We start from the raw sequence: 25,018 nt of genomic DNA, 5'->3' as shown, positions 1-25,018 counted from the left end.
AACCGTAATTTATTCTACGGTTCCTTTTGATTTCTATTCTGTTTCTTCAGGTGGTTGTACTGTAATGCGTACAATCGCACCGTCTGTTGCGGTATTCACTGCGGGTGAACCGTTTGATAGACGATCCGCATGGCGATATTGATCGGTTGAGATGACTTCGACAATCTCTTTTTCCGTCGCAATTTCTACCGTTGTACCACGTGCGACACGTAGCACGGCTTCAATACGATGTGGATTTGTTTTTAGTTCTCGTAGTGTTTGAAGACCGCGTTTTGCACGTCCTGTCGGTTCGTATTCCTTAATCGACATCTTCTTCACTGAACCGCGTGTTGTAATGATGAGAACATCGCCTGCATCTTCTGGCGATACAATCGTTGTTGCGGCAATATAATCATCGTCTTTTAGATTAATTGCTTTAATACCTGCTGTTCGTACACTTGTTGGTGGCACTTCCTCTAGTGGGAAGCGTACAGCAAAACTCATATACGTTGTTAAGATGACATCTTGGTCCTCTGCTACGACATCTGCAAATTGTAATTCATCATCTTTTTTCAGATTTACTGCTTTGAATGGCTTATTATAACGTGTGACAAAGTACTCTTTTAAAAGTGTTCGCTTAATTTGACCATATTTTGAAACCGTCACAACATATAATGGTGCTTCGAAATCTTCGACACCCACTACTCGGATAATGCGTTCTTCTGCATCTGTCACATTGACCAAGCTTGAAATATGTTGCCCTAAGTCTTTCCAACGAATATCTGGTAACTCGTGAATCGGTTGGAAAATATAATGTCCTTTGTTTGTGAAAAGAAGCACATGTTGTTGCGTATTCAATTGTTGTTTAAAGACAATTTCATCCGATTCCTTCATTGCAAAACCTTCGCCGTTTGAAGATTTATATGAACGTAGACTCGTACGCTTCACATAGCCATCTTTCGTCACCGAAACGATGACATCTTCTGATGGAATTAATACATCCATGTTCAGTTTAATCTCTGCAATTTCTTCTTGAATAAGTGAACGACGATCTTCTTTAAAACGTTTACGAATATCAAGTAATTCTTTTTTCAAGACAGCCACAAGTGTTTTTTCATCTTGTAAAATGCCTTCTAATTCCGCAATGGTCGCATTCAATGTCGCTTCTTCTTCACGTAATTCCGTAATATCGGTATTCGTTAAACGATACAGTTGCAGCGATACAATTGCTTCTGCTTGTACTTCTGTAAAGTCGAATTTCGTCTCTAAATTGTTTTTTGCATCTTTTTTATCTTTTGATGCACGAATCGCTTGAATAACTTCGTCTAAAATCGATAGTGCCTTCATCAGACCTTCTACAATATGTAGACGCGCATGTGCTTTTCGTAAATCAAATTGGCTACGTTTCGTAATAATCTCTTTTTGGTGCTTGATATACGCATCTAACATCATCGGTAATGTCATCATCGTTGGACGACGGTCATGAATCGCAATCATGTTAAAGTTATAGGCTACTTGTAAATCCGTATTTTTAAAAAGATATTGTAAAATCGGTTCTGCTGGAATGTCACGACGCATCTCGATAACGATTCGCAAACCTTGACGATCCGATTCATCACGTACTTCTGCAATACCTTCTAAGCGCTTATCGACACGTAACTCATCTATTTTTTTCACAAGATTGGCTTTATTTACGTCGTATGGAATTTCATCAACGACAATTTGCTCTTTTGAACCTTTTAATGTTTCAATGCGTGTTTTGGCGCGTACAACAATTTTACCGCGACCTGTTTCATACGCTTTTTTAATCCCTGCCACACCTTGAATAATCCCACCTGTTGGGAAGTCAGGACCTGAAATAACTTTCATTAGTTCATCTACTGTGGCATTTTGATTTTTCAATCGCATGAGTACTGCATCGATCACTTCATGCAGTGCATGCGGTGGAATATCTGTCGCATAACCTGCCGAAATCCCTGTCGAACCGTTCACTAATAAGTTTGGGAAGCGCGCAGGTAATACAGTTGGCTCCATATCTTGGTCATCAAAGTTTGGAATGAAATCAACCGTCTCTTTTTGAAGATCGCGTAACATTTCACCTGCAATACTTGATAAACGTGCTTCTGTATAACGCATCGCAGCAGGTGAGTCCCCGTCTAACGAACCGTTATTCCCGTGCATCTCAACGAGTGGATGACGTGATTTCCAATCTTGTGATAGACGAACCATCGCTTCATACACTGAAATATCGCCATGTGGGTGATAATTTGCAATTACATTCCCTACTGTTTTAGCAGATTTACGGAATGGCTTATCATGCGTGTTATGATCCATAAACATCGCATATAAAATACGACGTTGTACAGGCTTCAATCCGTCACGAGCATCTGGTAATGCACGATCTTGAATAATATATTTACTATAACGACCAAATCGGTCACCAATAACCTCTTCTAAAGGCAGATCTTGAAATTGCTCTTTCTCTGTCATTTACAGATCCCCCTGCTCTTCATTTTTCTCGATAAATTCACTTTCTAAAATGTTGTCATCTTCTTCTAATCCGAAGTCAACATGTGTTTCAATCCAATTACGACGTGGCTCTACTTTATCGCCCATTAACGTCGCAACACCGCGCTCTGCACGTTCTAAATCGTTAATTTTCACACGAATTAATGTACGTGTTTCAGGATTCATCGTCGTATCCCATAACTGGTCAGCATTCATCTCACCAAGACCTTTATAGCGTTGTAAAACATAGCCTTTTCCGACTTTTTGAATTGCTTGATTTAATTCACGTTCTGTCCATGCATATTCAATGACTTCTTTACGTCCTGTACCTTTAGATACTTTATAAAGCGGTGGTAGAGCGATATAGACCTTCCCTGCTTCCACAAGTGGTCGCATGTAACGGAAGAAGAATGTTAATAATAATACTTGGATGTGCGCACCATCTGTATCGGCATCGGTCATAATGATGACTTTATCATACGCTGCATCTTCTACATTAAAGTCTGCACCAACACCCGCACCAACTGCATGAATGATCGTCGCAATTTCTTCGTTCTTCATAATGTCTTGTAATTTTGCTTTTTCAGTATTAATGACTTTACCGCGAAGTGGCAAAATCGCTTGGAATGAGCGGTCGCGCCCTTGTTTTGCTGAGCCACCCGCTGAATCTCCTTCGACTAAATACAGTTCATTTTTCGCCGCATTTTTTGATTGTGCTGGCGTTAACTTACCTGATAATAGGGTCGATTGCTTTTTATTCTTTTTGCCATTACGTGCATCTTCTCTCGCCTTACGTGCTGCTTCACGTACTTGTTGTGCGCGAATCGCTTTACGCACAAGCGATGTACTAAGCTCTGCATTTTCTTCTAGCATGTACATTAATTGTGTCGAGACGACTTGATCAACTGCACTACGCGCTTCGCTTGTACCTAGTTTTCCTTTTGTTTGTCCTTCAAACTGTAGTAAGCCTTCTGGGATTCGAACGGAAACAATCGCAGCTAGTCCTTCACGAATATCCGAGCCTTCTAGGTTCTTATCTTTTTCTTTTAATAAGCCTACTTTACGTGCATATTCGTTAAAAGCGCGCGTTAAAGCAGCTTTCGCACCTGTTTCGTGTGTACCACCATCACGTGTACGCACATTATTTACGAAAGATAGAATGGTTTCTGAATAACCGTCATTGTATTGGAACGCAAACTCCACTTCAATTTGGTCTTGTGTACCTTCTACATATTTGACTGGGTGTAGCACATCTTTTTCATCATTTAAATAGGCTACGAATGCTTCAATCCCGTTCTCATAATGATACACTTCATGTTTTTCTGTATTTTCATCAATTAATTCGATTTTTAACCCTTTTAATAAGAAAGCCGATTCACGTAATCGTTCTGCTAATGTATCGAAATTATATTTTGTAACGGAGAAAATCGTTGGATCCGGCTTAAAATGAACCAGTGTTCCTGTCTCTTTCGTTTTGCCTAGCTGTTCTAGCGTCGTGACAGGCGTTCCACCGTTTTCAAAACGCATTTGATACTTAGTACCTTCTCGGTAAATTGTTACTTCTAAAAACGACGACAGCGCGTTTACAACGGATGAACCTACACCATGTAGTCCTCCTGAAGTTTTGTAGCCACCTTGACCGAATTTACCACCTGCATGAAGTACAGTAAAGATAACCTCTGGTGTAGGCTTCCCTGTTTTGTGCATACCTGTAGGCATACCTCGACCGAAGTCGCGTACGCTGATGGATTGATCTTCATGTAGTGTGACGATAATGTGGTTACCGAAGCCTGCTAGCGCTTCATCAACTGCGTTATCGACGATTTCGTAAACGAGATGATGTAAACCTCTACTATCCGTCGACCCTATGTACATCCCTGGTCTTTTTCTTACTGCTTCAAGACCTTCAAGTACTTGAATATCATCTTCATTATAAGACGATAGTGTATTATTTTTCGTCAAAAAAAATCCTCTCCTAACACGAACATCTGTTTCGCTTTATTTAAGTCTAGTATGAACTTAGCGTTTCTGTCAACAGCATACAGGCTATATATCAGGCTTGATTATACACTAAATCATTGAATTTACAAATATAGCTAGCTACTGTTCAACGTTTTTTTACATAGCCTTCTTATTATAAGAGTAAATTTTGCTTTGTGGCAAACAGTTACTGTATTTTTATTGCGAAATAAACGATTTCAGCATAAACTGAAAACACCTACATTGTCTTATTGTTCCAAAAGCGTAAGCATGATAAAATATTATGACAATATATTAGTACCTGTAACTAAGAGAAAAAGAAGGAGCATTCAGATATGAATACCGCAATCGTCATTATTCTAGCCTATTTAATTGGCTCCATCCCATCTGGTCTATGGATTGGTCAACTGTTCTATAAAACGGACATTCGACAACATGGTAGTGGGAATCTAGGTGCTACAAACACATTTCGCGTACTCGGTAAAAAAGCCGGTGCTGTTGTCACAGTCATGGATATCTTAAAAGGAACGCTCGCTACGTTATTACCCACGTTTGCGATTCTTTCAAACAGTCATGTTCATCCGCTTGTAGCTGGTGTCATCGCTGTTGTCGGTCATATGTTCCCAATCTTCGCGAAATTCCGCGGAGGTAAAGCTGTCGCAACATCTGCGGGTGTGCTACTTGGTTATCACTGGCCCATCTTCGTTATTTTATTAATTGCTTTCTTACTTTGTTTAAAAGCATTTAAAATGGTGAGTCTTGCTTCGATGTTCGCCGCAGTCGTTGCATTCATTTATGGATTAACGTATGCTGTACTCGACCAAGAATATTTACTATTCGCTGTTGTCACAGCTCTTGCAACATTCGTTATTTATCGTCATCGCGCAAACATAAAACGTATCAAAGAGGGTACAGAACCTAAAGTAACGTGGATTTAAAATCAAAAGGAGTGTGCATGTATATGGAAATTTTGATTACAGATGAAGCAATCAAGTGGTTTCAAAAAGAGATGGACTTAGAGCCAGGCGCACATATTCGCTTCTTTGCTCGCTATGGTGGCTCAAATCCCTTCCATGAAGGTTATTCCATCGGCATGAATACAGATACACCGATTGACGCTGCTGTTGTCACTGAACAAGGCGGTTACCGCTTCTTCATCGAAACAGATGATCTCTGGTTCTTTGACGGACATGATTTTAAAGTAAAAGTCGACAATGACTTAGACGAACTATTATACGAATATGTTGACTAGAAGAATGGGTGCATACCCATTCTTTTTTGTTTGGGATTGGGACATTCGCTACTTGGTTCGGGACATTCACTCGTCCAAACGGGACATTCGAGGGCGAAAACGGGTCACTCGCCCGAACAACCTAAGTTGCTCCCTTTTTGTACTTTCTTCAAGGCTTTTGAGTAATCAAAAGGACTTCAATTGACTAGGATAGTGTGAATTCGAACATTCGACCCGCATTTTGGGACATTCGATGAAGTGTTTGGGTCACTCTCAGCTTGATTCGGGACATTCGAGGGCGAAAACGGGTCACTCACCCTACTACTTCATATAAAAAAACCAGAATGCGTTCATTCTGGTTTTTCTTCTGCGATTTCTAAGTAGCGTTCGTACCATACTGGGTCAATTTTCATCATAGAAATTGGGCGGAAAGAGTCTTTTTTAACAATGATATGTTCTGTTGTTGCTGTTGCAGCAACTGTTCCGTCTTCATGGAGTATCTCGTAACCGTAGACTGTACGTAAACGGTCCTGTGTTTTTACCCATGTGCGAATTTTAGCAGGCTTACCATAGCGCAGTGCAGCCTTGTAGGAAATGTTTACGTTCATAACAGGTGAAACATAGCCTGCGTCCTCTAACTCTGTTACAGAGAAGCCTAGGTCCTTAATTAGCTGTGTTCTGCCCATCTCTAGCCAGATGACATAGTTTGCGTGGTAGACAACACCCATTTGATCCGTTTCTGCGTAACGAATTTCAATCTCTTTTTCACTTATATACATGCTTTCTTCACCTCATGTAATAGTATATCAAAAAAATGGTTACGTTGTCGGCATAAAAAAAGACCTACCCGTTAAGGTAGGTCTTTTCTCGGTTACGCAACATTATTTTGCAAGTTTGTTACGTAATACCATTTGTAGGATACCACCGTTACGGTAGTAATCTACTTCAACTTCTGAATCGAAGCGAGCTAGAGCTTGGAATTCTTTCACAGTACCGTCAGCTGCAGTAGCAGTTACAGTTAACATATCTTTTGGTTTTACACCTTCAGCGATATTTACTGAGAAGATTTCTTCACCAGTTAAGCCAAGTGTTTCAGCTGATTCGCCTGGAGCGAATTGAAGCGGAAGAACACCCATCATAACTAGGTTAGAACGGTGAATACGTTCGTATGATTCAGCGATAACTGTTTTAACACCTAAAAGGTTTGTACCTTTAGCTGCCCAGTCACGTGAAGAACCCATACCGTAGTCTTTACCAGCTAATACTACTAAGCCAGTGTTGTTTTCAGCGTATTTCATTGCTGCATCGTAAATGTACTCAACTTCACCTGTTGGCCAGTAAGTAGTGAAACCACCTTCTGTACCTGGAGCGATTTGGTTACGGATACGGATGTTAGCGAATGTACCACGCATCATTACTTCGTGGTTACCACGACGAGAACCGTAAGAGTTGAAGTTACGAGGTTCTACACCGTTTGCACGTAAGTATTGACCTGCTGGTGTTTCTTTACCAATTGCACCTGCTGGTGAAATGTGGTCAGTTGTGATTGAGTCACCAAACTTAGCTAAAACGCGTAAACCTTCAAGAGCAGAGATATCCTCTGGAGAAGCTGATAAGTTTTGGAAGAATGGTGGGTTTTGGATGTAAGTTGATTTCTCATCAAATGTGTAAAGAGTTGATGTAGAAGTTTCAATTGCATTCCAAGTTTCATTTGCATTGAATACAGTTTCATATTCTTTTTGGAATAATTCACGTGTAACAACTTTAGATAATACATCGTTGATTTCATCAGTTGATGGCCAGATGTCATCGAAGAATACGTCGTTGCCATCTTTATCTTTACCGAATGAATCTTTACGAAGGTCAACATCTACAGTACCTGCTAATGCGTAAGCAACAACAAGTGGTGGTGATGCTAAGTAGTTCGCTTTTACAAGTGGGTGAACACGGCCTTCGAAGTTACGGTTACCAGAAAGTACAGAAGTTACGAATAAATCGTTTGATTGGATCGCTTCTTCGATTTCTGGAAGTAAAGGACCTGAGTTACCGATACATGTTGTACAACCGTAACCTACAGTGTTGAAACCGATTTGGTCAAGGTATGATTGTAAACCTGAATCTTCTAAGTAACCAGTTACAACTTTTGAACCTGGTGCTAAAGAAGTTTTAACCCATTTAGGAACAGTTAAGCCTTTTTCAACCGCTTTTTTCGCAACAAGACCTGCAGCGATTAAAACGTATGGGTTAGATGTATTTGTACATGAAGTGATTGCAGCGATTCCTACAGCGCCTGCTGGAATTTCTACATCGCCTTCAGCAAATTTAGCTGTTGCTGTTTTAGAGAACTCATCTTCAGTTAAACCGAAGCCTTGTACGCCAGATGGAGCAACTACTGCTTCATGGTAACGAGATTTCATTTCAGTTAATGGAATTAAATCTTGTGGACGTTTTGGACCAGAAAGGTTTGGTTCAATTTGTGCAAGATCGATTTCCACTACGTCAGTGTAATCTGGCTCTAAGTTTGCATCGAAGAACATATCGTTCGCTTTTAAGTAAGCTTCAACTACTGAAATGTGCTCTTCTTCACGGCCTGTTAAGCGCATGTAGTTAAGAGATTCTTCATCAATTGCGAAGAAACCACAAGTAGCACCGTATTCAGGAGCCATGTTTGAAATTGTAGCACGGTCAGCTAATGGAAGTGCTGGTACGCCAGGTCCGAAGAACTCAACGAATTTACCAACAACGCCTTTTTTACGTAACTCTTGCGTTACTTTAAGCGCTAAGTCTGTAGCTGTTGTACCTGATGGAAGTGTACCAGTAAGTTTTACACCGATAACTTCAGGAATTGGGAAGTAAGAAGGTTGTCCAAGCATACCTGCTTCTGCTTCGATACCACCAACGCCCCATCCAAGTACGCCGATACCGTTGATCATTGTAGTATGAGAGTCAGTACCTACTACTGAATCTGGGAATGCTTCGAATGAACCGTCTTCGTTCTTGTTCACGTGTACAACTGGTGCTAAGTACTCTAAGTTAACTTGGTGTACGATACCTGTTGCTGGTGGTACAGCACGGAAGTTATCGTATGCAGTTTGAGCCCATTTTAGGAAGTTGTAACGTTCTGCGTTACGTTCGAATTCTAGATCCATGTTCGCTTGTAATGCTTGAGCATTACCGTATTTGTCTACTTGTACTGAGTGGTCAATTACAAGGTCAACTGGGATTGCTGGGTTGATTTCGTTACCGTCGCCACCCATGTCGTTCATTGCTGTACGTAGAGAAGTTAAGTCAACTACTACTGGTACACCAGTGAAATCTTGTAATACTACGCGAGATGGTTTGAAAGGTACTTCAGCGTTTGCATCTGATCCTTTACCCCATTTTGCTAAGTTATCTACGTGATCTTCTTTGATTACGTATCCGTCATATTGACGTAAAACTGATTCTAATAAAATTCTGATTGAATAAGGAAGGCGTTTGATGTTTGCTACGCCAGCTTCTTCAATTGCACCTAAACGGTAGAAGTTGTAAGTCTTGCCGTTTACTTCGAATGAAGAGCGACTGTTATGCAAGTTAGTGTTTGCCATTTGTTCGGTTCCCCCTCTAATTTAACTAATATAAAAAGGCTTTTTCATGAGCCACTTTTCTCCAACACCAATGATATAAGATGCCTGCACATAAGTAAATAACATTAAAATTATACTTTATGATAAGCAAAAGTTATGACCTTATCATTCGATAAAGCGCATTCGTTCCTCTTTTGTTAGGATTCGACATTTTTTGCTTACTGGTGATAATTTTTGTCTATTTTGTGCAACAAGTTGATAAAGTGTATCGCGGACACTTTTCGGTATAAATTGCCCTATTTTCGCCAAAGAATAAGGAAAAGAAAGTGTTGACGCTACTTTAATCACAGCATCTGATTGTGTAAAAATGCGTTGATTGTCTAAAACAACCACTGAATTTAAATCTTTTGTCAGCGCTTCTGGCAAATGTTTTTTAGCGAAATTGCTTTGCAAGGAAGCAAAATAAAAGGTAGGTAGTTTTTCATGTTCTAAAACGAGCTGTACCGACCACTGACAAAAACCACAGGTTCCGTCGTAAAAAAGAATGGGTTGATTCATTATATCAAAGCCTCTTTTCTGGTTGGAGACAGATTTGCCTCACTATTCTTATTATGGAATTCTTTATATGCTGTTGTCAATTTTTATCCATATAAAAAAGAAACCTCATCGCTGAGATTTCATTTTCTTCTATTTTAAGTATTATGAGCGCAAGAATGTCTCGCTCGATATGTTTGCTGTTGAATGATTTACGCATGTAGCAATCGTATGCAGTGTAATCTTTTCAAAAGCTGCTAAACTCTCTTCTAATGCTGTCGCTGTAAATGGAATCAGTTGTCCTTGTACATAGACTTGAATTAAGGCGCGCGGTGTTTCAAATAAAATCGTATCTCCATGAACATGAATGATTTTAAACCCATAGTGATGCATGCCATCGCCATCAACTAAAATGCTACGACGAAAGGCTTCTTCCTCTTCTTGGTCATCTGCTACGATTTTTTCCACCATATAATTCGGTTGTGTTTCACTACCACCATTACGTAAAAACCAAATTTCTGCATTGATAATATTATCACCTAGCATGTATTGGTGGTTAATATAATCTAAAAAGTCAGCCAATTTAACATTCGGAGCTAAATTTTTCATGCGATAACCATTTCCAAGCTCAAGTATATTATCCGCTTCATTTAATATTAACTTATCCGCATTATAGCGTGTTTTGCCAAAAGTAATTTTCAACATCTTCTATTACATCCTCCATTAACTTACGAATCACACTATATTATACACCGTTTGGAAATTAAAAGTGGCTTATTTTTTTAAAACTTCTTCCATATAATCATGCAATTTCGTCAAATCTGTTAGATGTGCATTACATACTTCACTATCTTTACAGATTAAATGACTAATCGTTTTATAATAGTCGGGGTTTTTCGGATCGCGTGCGTGCGTCTTCGCTGTGAAATAGACCACCTCATTCGTACATCCACAAAACGCACAAATATTCTTTTGATGCTTATCGATAAAATGTCCTGCAATCGCACATAGTTCACCCGCTATTTCTGCCACAATAACTTTTTGATGTGAACGTACATCATCAAAACCTAAATAACTACGCTTTGTATTCGCAGCTAATTCTTCTGGCACTTTTAACTTCTTATACTTCGGTAGTAATTTTTTTAGTTCAGCAAGTGTCACAACCGGAAAATCAAGTTCACACGCTTTGATTTGTTCGAGGTACATCTCGTTATTTTCATAACGTGTAAAATCAATTAGTTGGCGCTGTTCTTCTGTTAATTGTATAAATTGTGCTTCAATTTTAAAGTGGGCTTCTTCCGTCAATGCACGCATTACACTTTTCGGTAAATGTTTTTGCTGACCGTCTATAATCTGTTTCATCTGTTTTTCAATGAAGATCACTTGATCATGTCGAATAAATGGTTCCATTTTGACTCCCTCATTTCTATAGTCAAAGTATAAAACGTAACCGACCTAATGACGAGTGGGTAAAATCATTTGAATGATTTTTTCCCTTTTTGATAAATAATTTTTCGAATCGTTTCAACCGATAGATAGTACTGTTGCGCCAATTGTTCCTTTGTGGCACCTTGCGCATACGCTTTACAAATAGCTTCATTTCGTTCATATAACGCTTTTCGGCTACCACTCTTTTCTCCCCAGCGCTTCGGCTCATCTTTTCTCGGAATATAGAGTGTTTGCCCTTGTACATATTGTTGAATTTCTTTCATTAATTTCTCTGGTAAAATTTCTTTTGCGTTTTGATAACTCATGCTTTTTGCTCCTTATATTGTCATCTCTAAGGGCAAAACCATTCATTAAAAACACAAAGCTTGCGATGTGGAATTATTCACCCCATGCAAAGAATCGCACTTTTAAGAAAGGCTTTGCATGAGTTTTTGAAATAATCGATGAAGAAATCATCTAACAAGCACCTCCTTTTCGTCTTTATTATCGTAACGCAAAAAGAAAAATCCCTCCATTATAAATAGAGAGATTTTTTAATTTTTACTGATCTGATACGACAATATAAGTTGCGTAAATCGGACCATGTACACCTACGACTAAGTCCATTTCGATATCAGCTGAGTTACTTGGACCTGATACGAAATCAACAGCTGCAGGTAATGTTTTGCCCGCTTCCACGAATTCACGTTCCATTTCTTGTACAGCCTGTGTGATACGAGGACGAAGTGTACTCTTTTTAACAATCGCAATGAAAGCGTTCGGTAATAACCCAACTGCCTTCCCCTGTCCTTCTGCTGAATATAAAACAACCGTTCCTGATTCAGCAAGTGCATATTCAGCGAACACAATCCCAATATTCGAATCGTTCGTGCGCTCGAAGTTTTCTGTACGACTAAGACCTGAATCCCATACATGTACGCGTAATCCTTCTTCTACCCACTGTTTTTCATATAATTCGTCTAAACCGAGCTTTTGGAAGCGTTCATCATTCCATAGAGCAACGGATTCGCCGCCATGTTGTTTAACCGCTTCATCGACTGCCTTCTTCACGTCACCTGATGACACTTCTACAACATTTGTATTATTTAAACGACCACATTGTTCCACAAATGCCGGCATCAGCTCATCAATGGATAAATGCGATAGTTTTTTTTCTTCTGGCTTATGTTGCCAATTACGCACAGGCTTTTGTGTAGGCGAAAAAGGTCGGTTTAAGGATGTAGCAATCTTCTCTAAAAATTTCTCACGATTTTGAATCATTTATTTTCCGCCTTTCTTTTCGCGCTTGTCAAACCAATCACGTAACTTTTCACGTTCCACAACAGGGAAATCTCGAATATCCGTCCAATCTTTCAGTGGACCGACACCTTTTGAAATCATTTGATCTTTTGATAGTGGTTTCATCACTGCTGCTGCGATTTTCGTACCTACATTAAATAATGTGCTATTTGAAGCACCGACACTAAAGCCTTTCATCATAAGACCTTCTGAAACAGGTGCGCGTCCTTCTTTTTCGACGATGACTTGACGATGTTTTAGTAATAATTCATGTAGTGGAATTTTAACAGGACAAGCATCTGTACATGCACCGCATAGAGATGAGGCATATGGTAGCTCTTTGAAGTCATCATATCCCGCAAGAAGTGGCGTTAACACAGCTCCAATAGGACCTGAATAAATCGAGTTATACGAGTGCCCTCCAATATGGCGATACACAGGACAAACATTAACACATGCTGCACAGCGAATACATTGTAAAACCGACTTGAATTCGCCAGCTAAAATATCTGAACGCCCATTATCTAAAATGACTAAATGGAATTCTTCTGGACCATCAACATCTTCTGTACGTTTTGGACCTGTAATAACATTCACATAGGATGTTAATTTTTGTCCTACTGCGCTACGTGTCAGCATATTAACGAGTACTTCCATCTCCTCTAAACTCGGTACAATACGCTCCATACCCATCACAGCAATTTGCGTTTTTGGAATGGTTGTCACAAGTCCCGCATTCCCTTCATTTGTAACGAGTGAGATAGAACCAGAATCAGCAATCGCAAAGTTACAGCCTGTAATACCGACTTCTGCTTGCATATAATCATCACGTAAAATCGTACGTACAAATCGCGCTAAATCTTTGGCATCAGCTGAACCGTCTTCTGGATAACCGAGCTTTTTAACGAATACTTCTTTGATTTGGAAACGATTTTTATGAACAGATGGCGCGACAATATGAGATGGCTTGTCGTGATCGTCTAATTGTAAGATATATTCCCCTAAATCTGTTTCGAGTACGGTACATCCGATTTCTTCTAACGCTTCATTTAAGCTAATCTCTTCTGTTACCATCGACTTTGATTTTAAAACGCGTGTTGCTTGTTGTTTTTGAACAACCGATTGGATGTAAGCATTCGCTTCTTCTGGTGTTTGTGCAAAGAAGACATGACCTCCTGCTTTTTCAACATTTTCAGAGAGTTCATATAAGTAGTAGTCAAGATTATCGAGAACGTGTTGACGTATTTCTTCGCCATGTTTACGCCACTCTTCCCAATCGCCTAGCTCGTCTACTGCTTTTAAACGTCCACCATGTAGACGGTTTTGTGCCGATGTAACTGCACCGCGCATGAAGTCACGTTCTAAATTTGTATTCACATTATCTTTGAATGCGTTATCATTATATTTAATCGCCATGAAAATCCCCCCTTATGCTTGTTGATTTAAGATTTCAGCAATGTGAATCGTCTTAATTTTTTCGCCGCGGCGATGCATACGTCCGCCAATATTCATTAAACAACCGCCATCTGCGCCAACTAAATATTCTGCTTCTGTTTCAATCGCTGAGTCGACTTTTTCATCTACCATTTGCTCTGAAATATTCCCCATTTTCACTGAGAATGTTCCGCCAAATCCACAGCAATTATAGCTATATGGTAGTGGAATGAATTCTAACCCCTTCACATTATTTAATAATGTAAACGGTGCATCTTTCACACCGAGTAGACGTGTCATATGACATGATGGATGGTATGTGATTTTGTGGTTGAATGTTGCGCCAACATCTTCTACTTTTAAAACATTCACAATAAAATCGGTTAATTCATATGTTTTATCCGCTACAATTTGTGCTTTTTCAGCATAAGCTGGATCGTCTTTAAAAACATGTGGATATTCTTTAAACATCGTGGCACATGAACCAGATGGTGTAACAATCACTTCTGCATCTAAAAATGTATCAATCATTTTACGCATCGGTTCTTTTGCTTTTTCAACATAACCTGAGTTATAAGCTGGTTGACCGCAACACACTTGCGAACGCGGAAACTCAATCTCACACCCGAGTCTTTCTAATAATTCGACAGTTGCCTTCCCTACATTGGTTTGAAATGTATCGACAAGACATGTCGCGAACAATGATACTTTCATTGGTCATCCCCCTCAATTGAATCCAAAGAAATTAGAAAATTTAAAAACTTATTTTATTTATTATACTACCCTTCTAGACGGAATAATCACTATAACTAAATGGAATAAAGATTATATGTTTCAACCTTTTAAAGAATAAAGAAAAAGGCATCACTTTATAAAGTGACACCTCCTACTTATGACAATGCTTTTTTCTGTTTCCAAAATAGTGCAAGGATAAAACTAATTAATAGTAGAATCGCTGCAAAATAATATGGATAGTTCATATTTTGATCGAATAGCATACCACCAATAATCGGACCCATCACATTCGCTAATGATGTGAACATCGAGTTCATACCACCAACAAATCCTTGTTCATCTCCTGCAATCTTTGATAAATACGTCGTTAATGCTGGACGAATTAAATCAAAACCAACAAATACAAGGAAGCAGACAATCATAACTGTCCAATAATTCGGTGCTAGTGCAATCGCTAAAACGAACACGACCGAATAGATTAAACTAAGACGAATGACATTAATTTCCCCTAGTTGCTTCACCATACGATCAAAAATCAGTAACTGGAAGATTGCTCCTAAAATTCCACCACCCATAATCGCAATCGCGACATCTTTTGGTGTGAAATTAAATTTATGGTCAACGAACAGGCTGAAGAATGATTCGACGGCTGCTAAACCAAATGACGATGTGAAAATCAAGACGAATGGTAACAAGTAGAGTGGTGTCAATAGACGACCAAGTCCTGCCTTCTTCTTCGGTGTCGCATGCTCTCCAGCATCTGCGATGGCTGCTTTCTTTTCAGGCTCTTTTAATAAAATTTGTGATAAAATCGCCGCGACTGTGCCGAGTATGGCTGCCGCAAAGAAAGGCACGCGTGTACCGATTTCTGCTAAGAACCCACCTACCCCAGGTCCAATAATAAATCCTAAATTAATAGCTGCCGACATAAAACCAAGTGCTTTAGGTCGTTCTTCATTTGATGTGATATCGGCAATAAAAGCTGTTACAGCAGGCATGATGAATGCACCACTGACACCGCCTAAAATACGCGAAATAAATAGAACTTCCACACTTTTCCCTAGTCCAAATAATAATTCAGAAAAGGCAAAAATGAAAAGTCCAAGGACAATCATAATTTTTCTACCAAATCGGTCCGCTGCTTTCCCCGCAAAAGGTGACACGATTAACTGCGATAAAGCAAACGCGGCGGTTAAATAACCGACCGTTGTTCCACTAATACCAAACTCATTCATAATCGTTGGCAAAATCGGAATAACTAAACCGATGCCTAAGAAAGCAATGAACAGATTTCCAAGTAAAATAAATAATGTTAACTTATTTTTCATGTTGAATAACCTCGATTCTGTTCAATTTCTATTACTAAACTTAAACCTTACAGTAACTATAATGTCAAGCGATTAATCTAGCAAACGTACTTTTAACTCTACTAAAATTTTTTCTTCTACATTTGTTGAAAAACTCATCGGCATAATAGATTCCCAAACGACCTCTTCTACGTGCAAGTCATTTATTTGAATATATTGCCATAGTTTTTCATACATTTGAATGTATTGTGCCGACGTATAAATAAAGGCCATTTCAATATATTTGCCTTCTGGCATCGTCACAATATTCATCGCCTCATTTTGCACATGGAATAATTTTGATGTCAAAATCGGAATGAAAATTTGGGTGTATTGAATATCTTCTATTTGTTTGTATCGTTTGAGTGGATAATAACTACCATAACGAATGGTCTGTACGCTTCCCTCATTTTCAATTGTCTCTGTTAACTTACGCATTTCATCATTTGAGACATGTTCGGGAGTTGCATTTGGTGCTGTTAAACAAAGAAGGCGAGCGGATTCTTCGTGCTTTGTAAACACTTCATTTAAAACGGGAATCGCAAGTTGTTCTTCCATTTGTTTACGTGTTTTTCGAAGTGTATATTGTGTTTCTTGTAGCTGTGCTAATTTATTAGCCAATGTTTCTTCTTGTTTATTTAAGTAATTAATCATTTCTTCAATTGAGAAATGCTGAATTTCTTTAATTTTCTCAAGAGGTGTACCGACAAATCGCAAGCTTTTAATCAAATCGATTAAATATAGTTGTGATTCCGCATAGTAGCGGTAATTTGTGGCTGGATCTGTATAAATCGGCTTAAATAAATCAATTTGATCGTAATATCGTAATGTTTGGCTTGGTAAATTCGTTAGCTTTGCCATTTGTCCAATCGTATAATGCCTATTATCCATGTTTTTTCCTCATTTCCATACAGTCTAACCTTACTTTTTTCAAAGTAAGAAAGAAAAGGAGGAACGACGGATATTTCACGTCATTTCTCCTCTTACTCATGCATCGCATGATCAATCGCTTGGTGTAGTAAATCAATGACATGTTCGTCGTCATGTGCATAATACATTGTTGTACCTTCTCTTCGAAATTTCACGAGACGTAAATTTTTTAAAAAACGAAGTTGGTGTGATACCGTAGATTGTCCAAGATTGAGTGCTTCTGCGATATCATTCACTGAACGTTCTGTACCACATAAATAATTTAAAATACGAATACGAGTTGGATCACTCAACGCTTTAAATGTTTGCGATACAACGAATAATGTTTCTTCATCTAATTGTCGTTCACATATATGTTTCATACATATCACTCCTAATGATTATGCCCTGCATGTGGATCTAGCTCTACTTTCATCGTACAGAATAAATCAGGTTGATGTGCAAGTGAGGCTGCTTCTAATTGAATTGTTACATGTTGAATATTCTCATGGGCTAGTTGATGTTCTAAATCTGCGAGTAATTGTGAACTTTCAATTACGGTTAAATTATCTGGAACTACTAAGTGACATGTTAACGCATTTAAACGAGATGTAATTGTCCATACATGTAAATCGTGAACACCTTGTACTTCTTTTTTAGACTTTAGAATATCTACTAAGTGGTCAATCTCGATATCTTTTGGTGTTCCTTCCATTAACACATGAACTGAATCCATCGTCACTTTAAAGCCACTTCGTAAAATTAATATTGCGACAATAATACTTGCGATTGGATCAGCTATTCGCCAGTCAAAGAATAAAATACAAAGACCTGCAACAATTGCACCAATTGAACCAAGCATATCTGAAATAACATGTAAATACGCACCACGCATATTTAAGTTCTCTTTCGTATCGGCGCCGCGCATCATAATATAGGCAACTAAGATGTTTACAAGTAATCCAATCGTACTGATAATTAACATACCTGTTGTTGAAACTTCAGGCGGATTTTTAAAGCGATCGAATGCTTCATAAAAAATATATAAAGCCACTAACATAAGTGTAACACCATTCACAACAGCCGCTAAAATTTCAAAACGTTTATAGCCATATGTTTTACCGTTATTCGAAGCTTTTTGTGCAAGTGTAAAAGCGATAAGCGCTATGGCTAATGATATCGAATCACTTAACATATGCCCTGCGTCGGATAGTAATGCTAAACTATTGGTTAAAAAACCACCAACCATCTCAATAATCATGTACACTGTAATAATAATGAGTGAATACCAAAGTATTTTCCGATTATTATTTTGTTCTTCCATTTTTAACACCCCTTTATATGAACATATAATCATATATACATATTATAAGTAAATGGGAGCAAAGTCAAGCTTCCATCTCATCTTTACTCGCTATACTCTTTTTATAAGCAAGTGGGGTTTGTCCCATACGTTCTTTAAACTTCTCAATATAATAACTTGTACTATTAAATCCCACTTCATAAGCTACTTCTGTAACATTATAATGTTGCAAATAAGTAAGGCTTTTTCGAATTCTATAGTCCGTCACATATTGTAATGGTGTTGTATGTAAAATTCGTTTGAAATAACGACAACATTCCGAGCGGCTTAGCTGCCCTGCTTGTGCAATATTTTCTAAAATAATCGTTTCAGCATAATGTGTGTGAATCCATTGGAGCATCTGCTTCATACGCTCATTTTGAATAGGCTGTCTAAGTGCAATACCTTGTTGAAATCCTATAATCATCTCTTTCCAAAGCTGTGTTAGATGAATGGTTAAATCAAATTCAAATAACGGATGTTTCGTTTCAAGTAATGTATAGATTGCTTGTAAATGCGCCAACACTTGATTCGACCAACTTGTTGACTTCGTTAATCGCATGTAACTATTGGCTTGCAAATAAGGTTGAACATATGCTGCGTACAATTCATTTGACATTATAAATAGCGGCGAAACATTCAAACAGCGGTAAATACATGGATTTTTTGCATCATCTTTTGCACCATGTAGTTGCGCTTGATTAATAAAAAGTCCTTCTCCTTTTGAAACCGTCATATATTCTTCATTCACTTGAAATTGAGCTTCTCCTTGTAGCACGACAATCCATTGCAATTCTTCATGCCAGTGAAGTGGTATATAACCATGTACATTCGCTTGAATCGTTGTTTCATAACAAGCAACAGGTAATGTTACCGTATGATGCTTGGTTAGTTCTTGTAATTGTGCATTGAGTTGAAAATCGGTAATTTGCACTGTCTCACCTCAATCTTGTTATACTTTTTTCATTAAATTCAGTATTTTCTAAGTAGATTATCCTTTATTATAACATGGAGAACGTATAAAAAAGGAGAATCGAGATGAAACGACCTACTCGAAAAATCGGCCTCATCCTCGTAACAGTGGGCGCTCTCTTTTGGGGTGTCGGGGGAACAGTTGCACAAAAACTATTTCAAAACTATGCAGTTGACGTCAACTGGCTTGTTACAACAAGATTGCTCATCGCTGGTATTTTATTGTTAACTGTACAATTTTTCTTAAAAGACCGAAAACAAATCTTTCAAATATGGCAACATAAACATACAGCATTACAACTCATTATTTTCGGCATCATTGGTATGCTTGCTGTACAGTACACGTATATGATGTCCATCAATTATGGGAATGCGGCAGTTGCGACATTATTACAATATTTAGCGCCTGTCATGATTATTCTCTATCTTGTCTTACGTCGACAATCCGTCTTAACAAAAAAAGACGTAATTACCGTAACGCTTGCTCTGCTCGGTTGCTTCTTCCTCTTAACGAACGGTTCCATTTCGAATTTATCCGTCCCAACACCTGCTATTATTTGGGGGATTTTATCGGGCGTCGCACTCGCTTTTTATACATTGTATGCTGTTCGTCTACTCGCTCATTTCGATTCACTCGTCGTTGTTGGTTGGGCAATGGTTATCGGTGGCTTCATGCTTAGTTTCATCCATCCACCATGGGCAGTCGATTTATCCCAATTCGATGTAGATGGTTATATCTATCTTATTTTCGTCATCATTTTCGGTACAATGTTAGCATTTTGGTTTTATATCGAGAGCTTACAAAGTTTATCACCGAAAGAGACGAGTTTATTAAGTAGCTTAGAACCGCTTGCTGCTGTTTTAACAACGGTCTTCTGGCTACAAGAACATTTCGGTTTTTGGCAATGGATTGGAACAGCTTGTATTCTATTCATGATTTTACTGCTGGCACTCGGTACAAAAACACCTGAACTTTCGGATGATTAGAAAAGTGTCTGAAATAAAAATATTTTCAACAGAAAAGAACCTGTATGATTTCGAAAAATCATACAGGTTCTTTAACTCAATCAAATTCCGCTTCGAAAAACGCTTTCCGCGGGCATGGCTTCAAACTCCTCGTCACTCCGTTCCTGTGGGGTTTTCAGCTCATGCTATTCCCGCAGGAGTCGTTTTCTACGCGTTTAATTGATTAGATTATTTATATTTAAGATATAGTGTAGAACAAATAGATTAAAAACTAGTAAACTTATGTATCTTGCTCTTGAAAAATACATATAATTTTTTATAATACTTAAAATAATTATTTTAAACTTCTAAAAATCTAATACATTCACAGTTATCTAAATGGGAATGAGCCATTGAAATTAATAATAAAGCTTGAATAGCATCTCCTTCACTTCTATCATCGTACATCTTTGGTGAATGAGCAGTTGGATTTCTATATAAATAACAAATAGTGTTTAATAAAGATTTTAGACCTTGATATTGACTCTTTTCTGTATCATTAGATATTAAATTGCCTTTAATAAGAATTGAAGGGTTTTTCAAATTAAATGAATCGTTAATTAATGTATTTCCATCCTTACTAGATAAATTTAAATCTCTAATACGCTGTAATATACCTTTACTTGCTTCTAATATCGCATGGAAATAATTTTCTTGCAGCAACTCCTGTTTACAATATTTTATTACTTCTAAATGAACATTATATTCATTTAATTTTTCATATAAGTTATTAGTTCTATTAGCGGCCTCTTCTAAAGTGTTCACAGGTTTCACTGTAATAACTTTTCCATTTGAGAGTAACTCTAATCCACAAAAAACGATTATCTCATTAATATTTTTTAAAGAGTCATTCCACAAATCAACCTTATTTCTAAATTCAAATGGTTTCATAATATCTTCAATTAAAGTAATAAATGGTTTAGTAGAATTAGACTTATCCATTTCAAAAATCACTGTATCGTTAATTCTTTTCCACTTAGTACTTAATGTTTTATCGCCTGTTTCCGTGTAGTAATCTCTCCATTTGTTCTTTTTGAATAAATAAGTTATCTTACTACCTGTTGTTAGCTCACCTAATATTTTTGTTTTATCACTTTAACTTTAAAAAAATACATTTAAACCTTATTATACCACTTAAAATTAAATCTTCACTGCAGATTTTAATTAAGCGAATAATACATACTTAATAAAATAAAACAAAAAACCAAAATCGCATTGTAATACGATTCTGGTTTTTCATTATAATTCCGCTGGTGTCTGTACTACTTCTGTTTCAGCGTACCACGGATTAAGGTGGACTAACACTTCTGTTACCTCTTCATCGCGCTCCATAATTTGTTTTTTAATTTCACGACAGACATCATGTCCTTGTTGAATCGTTAAGTCTGCTTGAATGCCCACACGTACATCGACTAGTACATAATGTCCATGATTACGCGCACGAATACTATCAATTCGTTTGACATACGTAATTTGCTTTATTGTTTCAAAATATTGATGACTTCTCTCTAACGGAATACTTGCTTCCATTAAAATATCAATCGATTCTTTCATCATACCAATCGCTAATTTTAAAATCAGTAGTGCGACAATGATACCTGCAACAGGATCACCATATGCAGCGTAGGGAATTGCGATAATGTATTGATTAATGAGCGCGATGCCGATACCGACAACAGCTGCTAATGAGGCATAGACATCGGCTAAATGGTCATATGCTGTCGCAATTAATCCCTTACTACGTTCTTTTCGTCCAATGCGAATCGTATAGACATAGAGCCATGCTTTCCATAAAAGCGAAATAACTGCTGCAACAAAGGCTAAAATATGTGCTTCTGTCGCTGGTTCAAATAAAGCAAGAATCGATTCATACCCAATATAAACTGCTGCCAACATTAAAATAATGGACACAAAGGCGGAAGATACAACTTCTGCTTTCCCATGTCCATAAGGATGGTCTTCATCTGCTGGTTGATTCGAGATTTTCATGGAGCCTAATGATACCGCAGAAGCAACAACGTCTGCTGCGTTATGTATTCCATCAGCGAGGAGAACTTGGCTTTTGAATACGACGCCTGAAATGATTTTTAAAATCGTTAAACAAATATTACTAATAACACTCACCCAAGCGGCGAATAATGATTGTTGTTTGTCCAAAAGAAACCCTCCAAATAATGACATCTGATGTCGAAAGTGCTTTCGTATCATATCAAACAAAATCGCTCTTAGTCTATACAAAGATTTTTTCCGTTATTACGTGTTTTTTAAATAAAGAAAAAAAGTTTCTTATAAGAAAAAAATAAGCTTTTATAAAAAAAGCAAGCTAAACACTTCGTATAAAAGCGTTTAGCTTACTTATTATTTCCCTAAGGAAATACTCTTTTCATTTTCATCTTTTCCTGTTACAGAAAAAATAATTCTTTTGGACTAGACGTCTTTTCCCATCACATACAGATCAAAGTATTGGTCATTCCAATACGTTTCATTCTTCAATGTACCTTCAATAACAAAGCCAAGCTTAATGTAAAGTGCTACAGCCTTTAAATTATCTGCACGCGTATCTAAACGAATCTTCGTAATGAATGGCTGCTCTCTCGCCCATTGAATCAACTTCTTCATAAGAATTGTACCAATTCCCTTACTGTGTTGTGCTTTTTCAACGACAATACCAAGTTCTGTTACATGACGTGCTTTTATTTTGTGGGATGTTGTCATCGTACCAATCGCAATAATACGTCCTTCATCTTTTACGAGCAACATGTACTGACTATCATCTTGTGCGTCATGTTCAATCGCTTCACGCTGTTCTTCCACTGTTAATGGATATTCATCTTGTTCAAAACTTAAATATGATGTTTCACCACCGACACGATTATAAAATGCAACAATCTCTGCCGCATCTTCTACTGTTGGTTTTATATATTCAACCATGTTCTTCACCTCATACTTATTATACCCAAGCTAAAGTATTCTGGTTAAAAATATTGATAATATAATTTTTTTGCAGTAAGAACATCTTTTGTGCCATGAACAAACACACGTCCGTCTTGAAATACGACGAGTTTATAAGGCTTTGCCTCAATGCGAATGAGATAGTCGTTTTGTGTATAATTTTGCCCTTGTAATGTTTCTGCAAACTGATCTAAAGACCAATTTTCTCGTTGATTCATACGCAGTTGAACTGTATCACGTCCACACAATATCGCTGTTTTCAGTTGATTGTCTGCTTGTAAATAGGGATGTGTTGCATGAGATGAGCAACAAGGACAAGCTAGATCTTTTAAGCTTTGTACACGCACTTCGGCTATTTCATTCTTCCATAAATCTGTTGAAATAAGTGTACCGCGTAGTGCATCATATTGTTTTGTTAGAATTTTTAATAGTTCCGTCATTTGCCAGACGACAACTTGTGATACAGCAGGTGCGATAATTCCCGCTGTGTCACACGTCGCACCGCCAAGTGGAATCTTTTGCATTAAACAATGCAAGCAGGGTGTCTCATTCGGTAAAAAAGTATAGGAAAGACCGTATGAACCGACACATGCACCGTAAATCCATGGAATCTGTTGCTGATAGGCGAAGTCGTTGACTATAAAACGAATATCAAAATTATCTGTCGCATCGATGATGACGTCGACTTGTTTAAATTGTGTTAAAAAAGCAGGACTGACATCTTCTATGTACGCATCAATTTGAACGGATTGATTGATGGCGCGTAGATGTTGATGTGCGGCAACCGCCTTTGGCAAACCTTGTTCAGCATCTTGTTCATGATAGAGTGTTTGACGTTGTAAATTAGAGTAGTCGACATAATCTCGGTCAACAATCGACAGATGTCCAACACCTGCTCGCACACATTGTTCTGTTATTTGGCTGCCTAATGCACCAAGACCTATCACAAGGATATGTGCATCTTGTAATGCTTGCTGCCCTGTTGTGCCAATCGGTTCAAACAGAATTTGACGTGAATAACGTACACTATCCAATCGGACTCATTCCTTTTTGCGGACTACTCGCAATACCATATTCTTTTTTCGGAATGGCTCCTGCTTCATACCCCATGCGCCCTGCTTCAATCGCATACTTCATTGCGCGTGCCATTTGAATTGGATTTTGTGCGCCACTTACTGCTGTATTTAATAAGACACCGTCTGCACCTAACTGCATTGCATAAGCTGCATCTGCTGGTGTGCCAATCCCTGCATCGACAATGACAGGCACTGTTGATTGTTCCATAATGAATTGTAAGTTCAGCGGATTAATAACACCTTGACCTGAACCGATTGGTGAAGCACCTGGCATGATGGCATGTGCACCAAGCTCTTGTAAATGGCGTGCGAGTACCACGTCATCTGACGTATAGGGTAATACGACAAAGCCAAGTTCTAATAATTTCTCTGTCGCCTTCAATGTTTCAATTGGATCTGGTAATAAACTACGGTCACAACCAATCACTTCGACTTTAATCATGTCACATAGCCCCGATGCTTTTGCGAGTTGTGCAATGCGAACAGCTTCTTCTGCCGTTTTTGCACCTGCTGTATTCGGTAATAGTGTATATTTTGATACATCAATTTTTTCTAATAAATTCGGTTGTGTCGGTTCAAAAATATTCATACGACGAACTGCGAATGTAAGGATTTCTGTTTCCGACGCTGCAATCGCCTGTTGTTGTACATCAAAATCTGTAAATTTCCCTGTTCCTAATAATAAACGTGATGTGAATTGTTTTTCTCCAATAGTTAACATA

At 38.0% G+C, this 25,018-nt stretch carries 24 protein-coding genes; 3 read left to right on the top strand and 21 right to left on the bottom strand.

The window, feature by feature from the left end:
• Positions 1-33 precede the first annotated feature (33 nt).
• Both parC and parE read right to left on the bottom strand, forming a co-directional pair.
• Positions 34-2,469 carry a DNA topoisomerase IV subunit A gene (parC, locus tag QN089_RS07185; protein ID WP_285216339.1) on the bottom strand — a complete coding sequence of 812 codons (2,436 nt, stop codon included), beginning with the start codon at positions 2,467-2,469 and terminating at the stop codon, positions 34-36.
• The gene (gene parE, locus QN089_RS07180) at positions 2,470-4,449 is read right to left on the bottom strand and encodes a DNA topoisomerase IV subunit B (RefSeq protein WP_068453543.1); all 1,980 of its coding nucleotides are present in this window, start codon (positions 4,447-4,449) and stop codon (positions 2,470-2,472) included. It lies immediately after the preceding gene.
• A gap of 353 nt (positions 4,450-4,802) precedes the next feature.
• Here parE and plsY point away from each other — a divergent pair, with 353 nt between their 5' ends.
• Both plsY and QN089_RS07170 read left to right on the top strand, forming a co-directional pair.
• Positions 4,803-5,405: a glycerol-3-phosphate 1-O-acyltransferase PlsY gene (plsY, locus tag QN089_RS07175; protein WP_068453545.1), complete on the top strand. Its 603-nt coding sequence runs from the start codon at positions 4,803-4,805 to the stop codon at positions 5,403-5,405.
• 23 nt (positions 5,406-5,428) lie between these two features.
• Complete coding sequence (locus tag QN089_RS07170) at positions 5,429-5,719, top strand: HesB/YadR/YfhF family protein (RefSeq protein ID WP_068453547.1); 291 nt, start codon at positions 5,429-5,431, stop codon at positions 5,717-5,719.
• Between the two features lie 329 nt (positions 5,720-6,048).
• Here the strand turns inward: QN089_RS07170 and QN089_RS07165 are convergent, their stop codons facing one another.
• The 14 genes from QN089_RS07165 to QN089_RS07100 all read right to left on the bottom strand — a co-directional run bounded on the left by QN089_RS07165 (position 6,049) and on the right by QN089_RS07100 (position 19,219).
• Positions 6,049-6,477: an acyl-CoA thioesterase gene (locus QN089_RS07165; RefSeq protein ID WP_087680676.1), complete on the bottom strand. Its 429-nt coding sequence runs from the start codon at positions 6,475-6,477 to the stop codon at positions 6,049-6,051.
• A gap of 102 nt (positions 6,478-6,579) precedes the next feature.
• On the bottom strand, positions 6,580-9,285 hold the full coding sequence (gene acnA, locus QN089_RS07160) for an aconitate hydratase AcnA (protein WP_068453551.1): 2,706 nt from the start codon (positions 9,283-9,285) through the stop codon (positions 6,580-6,582).
• Between the two features lie 144 nt (positions 9,286-9,429).
• Entirely contained in the window at positions 9,430-9,822 is a 393-nt protein-coding gene (locus QN089_RS07155) for a thiol-disulfide oxidoreductase DCC family protein (RefSeq protein WP_285216338.1), read from the bottom strand.
• Positions 9,823-9,963: 141 nt separating this feature from the next.
• On the bottom strand, positions 9,964-10,503 hold the full coding sequence (locus QN089_RS07150) for a hypothetical protein (protein WP_285216337.1): 540 nt from the start codon (positions 10,501-10,503) through the stop codon (positions 9,964-9,966).
• A gap of 69 nt (positions 10,504-10,572) precedes the next feature.
• On the bottom strand, positions 10,573-11,208 hold the full coding sequence (locus QN089_RS07145) for a FusB/FusC family EF-G-binding protein (protein ID WP_068453556.1): 636 nt from the start codon (positions 11,206-11,208) through the stop codon (positions 10,573-10,575).
• A gap of 65 nt (positions 11,209-11,273) precedes the next feature.
• On the bottom strand, positions 11,274-11,552 hold the full coding sequence (locus QN089_RS07140) for a CD3324 family protein (RefSeq protein WP_068453558.1): 279 nt from the start codon (positions 11,550-11,552) through the stop codon (positions 11,274-11,276).
• A 235-nt stretch (positions 11,553-11,787) separates the two neighbouring features.
• Positions 11,788-12,507, bottom strand: a complete 720-nt coding sequence (locus QN089_RS07135; protein ID WP_068453560.1) for a LutC/YkgG family protein — start codon at positions 12,505-12,507, stop codon at positions 11,788-11,790.
• Positions 12,508-13,941: a LutB/LldF family L-lactate oxidation iron-sulfur protein gene (locus QN089_RS07130; RefSeq protein ID WP_285216336.1), complete on the bottom strand. Its 1,434-nt coding sequence runs from the start codon at positions 13,939-13,941 to the stop codon at positions 12,508-12,510.
• Between the two features lie 12 nt (positions 13,942-13,953).
• Positions 13,954-14,673, bottom strand: coding sequence for a (Fe-S)-binding protein (locus QN089_RS07125; RefSeq protein WP_087680668.1), 720 nt, complete (start codon positions 14,671-14,673; stop codon positions 13,954-13,956).
• A gap of 176 nt (positions 14,674-14,849) precedes the next feature.
• Positions 14,850-16,022, bottom strand: coding sequence for a multidrug efflux MFS transporter NorA (norA, locus tag QN089_RS07120; protein ID WP_087680666.1), 1,173 nt, complete (start codon positions 16,020-16,022; stop codon positions 14,850-14,852).
• A 72-nt stretch (positions 16,023-16,094) separates the two neighbouring features.
• Positions 16,095-16,931 carry a MerR family transcriptional regulator gene (locus QN089_RS07115; RefSeq protein ID WP_068453568.1) on the bottom strand — a complete coding sequence of 279 codons (837 nt, stop codon included), beginning with the start codon at positions 16,929-16,931 and terminating at the stop codon, positions 16,095-16,097.
• Between the two features lie 92 nt (positions 16,932-17,023).
• Positions 17,024-17,332: an ArsR/SmtB family transcription factor gene (locus tag QN089_RS07110; RefSeq protein WP_087680664.1), complete on the bottom strand. Its 309-nt coding sequence runs from the start codon at positions 17,330-17,332 to the stop codon at positions 17,024-17,026.
• An 11-nt stretch (positions 17,333-17,343) separates the two neighbouring features.
• Positions 17,344-18,273 (bottom strand): cation diffusion facilitator family transporter, encoded by a 930-nt coding sequence (locus QN089_RS07105; RefSeq protein ID WP_068453570.1) that lies wholly within the window; start codon positions 18,271-18,273, stop codon positions 17,344-17,346.
• 64 nt (positions 18,274-18,337) lie between these two features.
• Positions 18,338-19,219 carry a helix-turn-helix transcriptional regulator gene (locus QN089_RS07100; RefSeq protein ID WP_285216422.1) on the bottom strand — a complete coding sequence of 294 codons (882 nt, stop codon included), beginning with the start codon at positions 19,217-19,219 and terminating at the stop codon, positions 18,338-18,340.
• Positions 19,220-19,329: 110 nt separating this feature from the next.
• On the opposite strand from QN089_RS07100, the gene QN089_RS07095 reads away from it, so the two are divergent.
• The gene (locus tag QN089_RS07095; RefSeq protein WP_121177390.1) at positions 19,330-20,250 is read left to right on the top strand and encodes an EamA family transporter; all 921 of its coding nucleotides are present in this window, start codon (positions 19,330-19,332) and stop codon (positions 20,248-20,250) included.
• A 318-nt stretch (positions 20,251-20,568) separates the two neighbouring features.
• On the opposite strand, the gene QN089_RS07090 is transcribed toward QN089_RS07095, so the two are convergent.
• The 5 genes from QN089_RS07090 to QN089_RS07070 form a co-directional block, all read right to left on the bottom strand.
• Entirely contained in the window at positions 20,569-21,222 is a 654-nt protein-coding gene (locus QN089_RS07090; protein WP_197409916.1) for a TIGR02391 family protein, read from the bottom strand.
• 285 nt (positions 21,223-21,507) lie between these two features.
• Entirely contained in the window at positions 21,508-22,425 is a 918-nt protein-coding gene (locus QN089_RS07085) for a cation diffusion facilitator family transporter (protein WP_240626052.1), read from the bottom strand.
• A gap of 270 nt (positions 22,426-22,695) precedes the next feature.
• Entirely contained in the window at positions 22,696-23,199 is a 504-nt protein-coding gene (locus tag QN089_RS07080; protein WP_285216335.1) for a GNAT family N-acetyltransferase, read from the bottom strand.
• A 44-nt stretch (positions 23,200-23,243) separates the two neighbouring features.
• Entirely contained in the window at positions 23,244-24,254 is a 1,011-nt protein-coding gene (locus QN089_RS07075) for a ThiF family adenylyltransferase (RefSeq protein ID WP_285216334.1), read from the bottom strand.
• Positions 24,247-25,017 (bottom strand): thiazole synthase, encoded by a 771-nt coding sequence (locus tag QN089_RS07070; RefSeq protein ID WP_285216333.1) that lies wholly within the window; start codon positions 25,015-25,017, stop codon positions 24,247-24,249. The genes QN089_RS07075 and QN089_RS07070 overlap by 8 nt, the downstream gene beginning before the upstream one ends.
• Between the last annotated feature and the right edge of the window lies 1 nt (position 25,018).

The sequence above is a fragment of the Kurthia sp. YJT4 genome, assembly GCF_030219945.1.
GTDB classification, from domain to species: Bacteria; Bacillota; Bacilli; order Bacillales_A; family Planococcaceae; genus Kurthia; species Kurthia gibsonii.
This window is presented reverse-complemented; position numbering and strand designations above follow the sequence as displayed.

What these genes read in the sequence shown, in the direction of transcription:
- parC (WP_285216339.1), bottom strand. Translation starts at nt 2,469, where the DNA reads ATGACAGAGAAAGAGCAATTTCAAGATCTGCCTTTAGAAGAGGTTATT.
- plsY (WP_068453545.1), top strand. Translation starts at nt 4,803, where the DNA reads ATGAATACCGCAATCGTCATTATTCTAGCCTATTTAATTGGCTCCATC.
- QN089_RS07170 (WP_068453547.1), top strand. Translation starts at nt 5,429, where the DNA reads ATGGAAATTTTGATTACAGATGAAGCAATCAAGTGGTTTCAAAAAGAG.
- QN089_RS07165 (WP_087680676.1), bottom strand. Translation starts at nt 6,477, where the DNA reads ATGTATATAAGTGAAAAAGAGATTGAAATTCGTTACGCAGAAACGGAT.
- acnA (WP_068453551.1), bottom strand. Translation starts at nt 9,285, where the DNA reads ATGGCAAACACTAACTTGCATAACAGTCGCTCTTCATTCGAAGTAAAC.
- QN089_RS07155 (WP_285216338.1), bottom strand. Translation starts at nt 9,822, where the DNA reads ATGAATCAACCCATTCTTTTTTACGACGGAACCTGTGGTTTTTGTCAG.
- QN089_RS07150 (WP_285216337.1), bottom strand. Translation starts at nt 10,503, where the DNA reads ATGTTGAAAATTACTTTTGGCAAAACACGCTATAATGCGGATAAGTTA.
- QN089_RS07145 (WP_068453556.1), bottom strand. Translation starts at nt 11,208, where the DNA reads ATGGAACCATTTATTCGACATGATCAAGTGATCTTCATTGAAAAACAG.
- QN089_RS07140 (WP_068453558.1), bottom strand. Translation starts at nt 11,552, where the DNA reads ATGAGTTATCAAAACGCAAAAGAAATTTTACCAGAGAAATTAATGAAA.
- QN089_RS07135 (WP_068453560.1), bottom strand. Translation starts at nt 12,507, where the DNA reads ATGATTCAAAATCGTGAGAAATTTTTAGAGAAGATTGCTACATCCTTA.
- QN089_RS07130 (WP_285216336.1), bottom strand. Translation starts at nt 13,941, where the DNA reads ATGGCGATTAAATATAATGATAACGCATTCAAAGATAATGTGAATACA.
- QN089_RS07125 (WP_087680668.1), bottom strand. Translation starts at nt 14,673, where the DNA reads ATGAAAGTATCATTGTTCGCGACATGTCTTGTCGATACATTTCAAACC.
- norA (WP_087680666.1), bottom strand. Translation starts at nt 16,022, where the DNA reads ATGAAAAATAAGTTAACATTATTTATTTTACTTGGAAATCTGTTCATT.
- QN089_RS07115 (WP_068453568.1), bottom strand. Translation starts at nt 16,931, where the DNA reads ATGGATAATAGGCATTATACGATTGGACAAATGGCAAAGCTAACGAAT.
- QN089_RS07110 (WP_087680664.1), bottom strand. Translation starts at nt 17,332, where the DNA reads ATGAAACATATATGTGAACGACAATTAGATGAAGAAACATTATTCGTT.
- QN089_RS07105 (WP_068453570.1), bottom strand. Translation starts at nt 18,273, where the DNA reads ATGGAAGAACAAAATAATAATCGGAAAATACTTTGGTATTCACTCATT.
- QN089_RS07095 (WP_121177390.1), top strand. Translation starts at nt 19,330, where the DNA reads ATGAAACGACCTACTCGAAAAATCGGCCTCATCCTCGTAACAGTGGGC.
- QN089_RS07080 (WP_285216335.1), bottom strand. Translation starts at nt 23,199, where the DNA reads ATGGTTGAATATATAAAACCAACAGTAGAAGATGCGGCAGAGATTGTT.
- QN089_RS07070 (WP_285216333.1), bottom strand. Translation starts at nt 25,017, where the DNA reads ATGTTAACTATTGGAGAAAAACAATTCACATCACGTTTATTATTAGGA.